The sequence below is a fragment of the Sphingomonas asaccharolytica NBRC 15499 genome, assembly GCF_001598355.1.
Classification (GTDB): Bacteria; Pseudomonadota; Alphaproteobacteria; order Sphingomonadales; family Sphingomonadaceae; genus Sphingomonas; species Sphingomonas asaccharolytica.
Genome location: NZ_BCYU01000149.1, coordinates 1 through 4,232 on the forward strand (window position 1 = coordinate 1; position 4,232 = coordinate 4,232).

Here is a 4,232-nt window from a genome sequence, read left to right on the forward strand (position 1 = left end):
GGGCCGCCGGCGCGGTTCTAGGCGGACGCCGCGCGACTGCGCGGCGGCGTTGTTGGCGGCCTCTCCCGTTCAAGCGGGGATGGGCGGCGCTCCCTGCTAGGCGCGGCCGCGAGGCCGGCAAGCCGCGTGCCGCGGCTCCTTCACTGACGTTGCGGCCCTGCGCCACCCCGCCGCGCGAGCGCGACGGGGACCCCGGACTTGGGTGCCGGCCTCGCTCGTTGCCGCGCCTCTTCGGTCGCTCTGTGCCGCCCACCCCCGCTTTCTGCGGGGAGGCCATGTGCGGGGCGGGGAAGGAGTCACGCGTCATGCCCGCCAATCGCCGTTCCGTCCGAGGCCAGTCCCGGAGCGCGACCAAATCGACCCGGTCGATCAAGCCGACCAACCCGACCCAGGCGATCATTTCGACCGCGAAAGGCGGGACCAAGGCGGCCGGGGCGCGCAGCGCACGGACGTCGCGGCGGCGCGGGGAGCAAGGCGATGGGGTGGCGGCGACCGCGCCGCGCGCGTCGCTCTACGAGGAGGTGACCCAAAAGATCATCGCCGAGCTTGAGGCCGGGCGGTTTCCTTGGGCGCAGCCATGGGAGAGCGGGGCTGCGACCGCCGCCGGTTTGCCAGTCAATGCGGCGACCGGGCGCGCTTATTCGGGGGTCAATATCCTCATCCTGTGGGGCGCGGTGATCGCGCGCGGCTATCCCGCGCAGCGCTGGCTGACCTTCCGGCAGGCCGCGACCTTGGGCGGGATGGTCCGGCGCGGCGAGCATGGCGTCACCGTCGTCTATGCCGACCGGTTCACCCCCGAGGCCGAGAGAGCGCGCGCCGAGGCCGAGGGGAGCGCTCCCGGCACCGTGCCGTTCCTCAAGCGCTTCACCCTGTTCAATGTGGCGCAATGCGACGGGCTCGACCCGGCTTTGTCGCTGCCGCCCGCGCCGATTGATGTGTCCCAGCAAGTCCCCGCCGCCGAACGAGTGATCGCCGCCAGCGGTGTCGCCTTCCGGGTCGGCGGCAACGAGGCCTTTTACAGCCCGGCGCGCGACATGGTGGTGGTGCCGCCGCAATCCGCGTTCTTCGACGCGATCAATTATTACCGGACCTGCCTGCATGAATTGACCCATGCGACAGGCCATGCCGTGCGGCTGGGCCGCGACTTGTCGAGCGCCTTCGGCACGCCCGGTTATGCCCGCGAGGAACTGATCGCCGAAATGGGATCGGCGTTCCTGTGCGCCGCGCTCGGCATCGTGCCGACCGTGCGCCATGCGGATTATCTCTGCTGCTGGCTCGACCTGCTGTGCAGCGATGCTCGTGCGATCGTCCGCGCCGCGTCGGCCGCCTCGCGCGCCGCCGACTGGCTGCTCGCGCGCGTACCCGCCGCATCGCCCGTCGACGCGCCGCTATCGGAGCCGGGGGCATGAACAAGGCACGTCAGTCTTTCGCCGCCGAGCCGACCGGCATCGGCCTGCAAAGCCTCGTCCCCGGCGTCGCGCCGATTACACTGTCCGACCGGCTGGCCGCACGCGCCGCCGCGCCGCTTGAACCGAAAAAGCCGCAGCGCCCTTGCGACCTCGGCCTGTTCGACTTGGCCGCCCGCAATCAGCTCGATTTGTTCGCCCCCGCGCAGCGTGCCGATGGCGCGCCGCGCTTTTCCAAGGATCGATAGTCATGGACCTGCTCACCCCGGAATTGCGCGCCGCGCTCGTCGCCAACGCGAAAAGGATGGAAGACGCACAGCGCGCGGGCGCCCGCGAACCGGACCCCGCGCCGGTCGTCAAATTCTTCTCGCCCATCAGCGCGGCAATCTGGCTCGCGACCGAACTTGATGCCGATGGCGACACCTTGTTCGGGCTGGCCGATCTCGGCTTCGGCTGCCCCGAACTCGGCAGCTTTTCGCTGGGCGAGTTGGCGGACGTGCGCTTGCCGTTCGACCTCCGCATCGAGCGCGACCTGCATTTTTCGAGCGACGTTCCGCTGTCGCTGTGGGCCGAGGTCGCACGCCGCACGGGGTCGATCATGGGGGCAGCGCAAGCCCTCCGCATCGCGCGCGAGCGCCTGTCCCAAGAGCTTCCGCCCGGCTCGCCGGACGGCTGACGCAGCGGGCGCGTCTCGCCCGCATCACGAAAGCCGGTCCCGTCGCAATGGAAGTAGGGCGGGACCGGCACTCCCAAAGGAGCATCCCCATGAAACTCGAATTTCTGCCCCTCGACAAGCTGTTCGTGGACAAGACGAACATGCGCGCAGGCAAGAAGGCCCCGGACGTGTCCGACATCCTCCCGACGATCCGCCAGCGCGGCGTGCTGCAGCCCTTGCTGGTCCGGCCCGCCGACGATGACCGCTTCGGAATCGTCGCCGGTAGCCGCCGCTTTCGCGCGGCGGGGATCGCCGACGCTGAGCGCCGTGCCGCCAATGACGACGGCCCGACGCCGGACCCCGATCCGGACGGCTGCCTGTTGCCCTGCGCGATCCTCGACGAGGGCGACGATGCCGCCGCGATCGAGGCGTCGCTGATTGAGAATGTCGCGCGGCTCGATCCCGACGAGGTCACGCAGTGGGTCACCTTCACCCGGCTGGTCAGGGAAGGCCGCAGCGCCGAGGATATCGCCGTGACGTTCGGGCTTCCCGAACTTGGCGTGCGCCGCATTCTCGCGCTGGGCAATTTGCTGCCGCGTATCCGCGACCTCTACGCCAAGGAGGAGATCGACCGCGCGACCGTCCGCCATCTGACCATGGCGAGCAAGCGCCAGCAGGCCGAGTGGCTCAAGCTGGTCGACGATCCCGACACGCGCGCACCGAGTGGCGCGAGCCTCAAGGCCTGGCTGACCGGGGGGCAGTCGGTCCCGGCGCGGGTGGCCTTGTTCGATGTCGAGGCGAGCGGCCTTGCGACCATCGCCGATCTGTTCGGCGAGGATCGCTATTTCGCGGACGCCGACGCCTTCTGGGAGGCGCAGAACGCGGCCATTGCCGAACGCAGCGAGGCCTATCGCGCCGCTGGATGGAACGAGGTCGTGATCGTCCCGCCCAGCGACTATTTCAGCGCTTGGGAATATGAAAAGACGCCCAAGCGGAAAGGCGGGCGCGTCTATGTCGATGTGCGGGCGACCGGCGAGGTCAGCTTCCACGAAGGCTATGTCAGCAGGCGGGAGCGGGAGCGCGCCGCGCGGCTGGCAGCGGACGGGGCGGGGCAGGCCAAGCCCGCCCGGCCCGAAGTGACCAGCGCGCTTGGCACCTATATCGACCTGCACCGCCATGCCGCCGCACGCGCGGCTCTGACCGCGCAGCCGGGGGTCGCGCTCCGGCTGATGGTCGCGCATGCCATTGCTGGGTCGCCGCTCTGGTCGGTGCGCGTCGAGCCCCAATCGGCACGCGACGATGCGACCCGCGAGAGCGTGGCGGCGTCGCTCGCCGAAACCGTGTTCGACGGGCATCGCCGCGAAGTGCTCGAGCTGCTCGGGTTCGGCTGCGAGGAAGCGACCGTCATCGGCGGGTGCGGCGACGATTTCGGGCGGCAGGGCGACCGGCTGACCGCGATCTTCCTGCGGTTGCTCGACCTGGCTGACCCGGCGGTGCTCGATGTGGTCGCGGTGGTGATCGGCGAAACGCTGGCGGTCGGCAGCCCGGCGGTCGATGCGCTCGGGCTGACGCTCGGTATCGCCATGGCCAATTGGTGGCAGGCCGACACCGCCTTGTTCGATCTGATCCGCGACAAGCAGGTGCTGGGTGCGATGGTCGCCGAGGTCGCCGGACCCGAGGTCGCCGAGGCCAATGCGACAGAAAAAGGGGCGACCTTGAAGAAGATCGTAGCCGACCATCTGGCCGGGGCCGAGGGCCGCGCCAAGGTCGAGCGCTGGGTGCCCCAATGGCTGGCGTTCCCGCCCGCCGCTTATACCGATCGCGGCGGAGTGGGGTCGGTCGCAGCCCATGCGCGGGTCGCGTTCGTCGTCGCCGAGCGTGCGCGGCCCGCGCCCGACCAGGTGCCGTTGCCGGATACGGAGAATGTGACCGCACCCGGTGAGCGGGATGAGGCAGAAGAAGCGGTTTCGGCCGATGCGTCCGCGCAGGGTGAAGTCGAGGGCGCGCTGACCGAGCGCCTAGCCGCCTGATCAGTGGTAGTCAGCCCCGCGCTGGGAGGCATGGCCTCTCCGCGCGGGGTCTTGTCGTGGGAAGGAGAAATTTTGCCGCGCGCCCTCGCACGCTGCGCGTTGCTCTGGCGCGCGGCAGCCGCTGGCGCGGCGGGTCAGGGG

4 protein-coding genes are annotated in these 4,232 nt (G+C 70.1%); all 4 read left to right on the plus strand.

The window, feature by feature from the left end:
- The first annotated feature begins 305 nt into the window (after positions 1–305).
- The 4 genes from SAS01S_RS21570 to SAS01S_RS21585 all read left to right on the plus strand — a co-directional run bounded on the left by SAS01S_RS21570 (position 306) and on the right by SAS01S_RS21585 (position 4,091).
- Complete coding sequence (locus SAS01S_RS21570) at positions 306–1,409, plus strand: ArdC family protein (RefSeq protein WP_084239311.1); 1,104 nt, start codon at positions 306–308, stop codon at positions 1,407–1,409.
- Entirely contained in the window at positions 1,406–1,654 is a 249-nt protein-coding gene (locus SAS01S_RS21575) for a hypothetical protein (RefSeq protein ID WP_066813226.1), read from the plus strand. Before SAS01S_RS21570 ends, SAS01S_RS21575 begins: the two co-directional genes overlap by 4 nt.
- Positions 1,655–1,656: 2 nt before the next feature.
- Positions 1,657–2,082: a DUF2958 domain-containing protein gene (locus SAS01S_RS21580; protein ID WP_066813229.1), complete on the plus strand. Its 426-nt coding sequence runs from the start codon at positions 1,657–1,659 to the stop codon at positions 2,080–2,082.
- Between the two features lie 89 nt (positions 2,083–2,171).
- On the plus strand, positions 2,172–4,091 hold the full coding sequence (locus tag SAS01S_RS21585) for a ParB/RepB/Spo0J family partition protein (protein WP_084239312.1): 1,920 nt from the start codon (positions 2,172–2,174) through the stop codon (positions 4,089–4,091).
- Positions 4,092–4,232 lie beyond the last annotated feature (141 nt).

Coding starts and splice junctions, on each gene's coding strand:
- SAS01S_RS21585 (WP_084239312.1), top strand. CDS start 2,172: ATGAAACTCGAATTTCTGCCCCTCGACAAGCTGTTCGTGGACAAGACG.
- SAS01S_RS21580 (WP_066813229.1), top strand. CDS start 1,657: ATGGACCTGCTCACCCCGGAATTGCGCGCCGCGCTCGTCGCCAACGCG.
- SAS01S_RS21570 (WP_084239311.1), top strand. CDS start 306: ATGCCCGCCAATCGCCGTTCCGTCCGAGGCCAGTCCCGGAGCGCGACC.
- SAS01S_RS21575 (WP_066813226.1), top strand. CDS start 1,406: ATGAACAAGGCACGTCAGTCTTTCGCCGCCGAGCCGACCGGCATCGGC.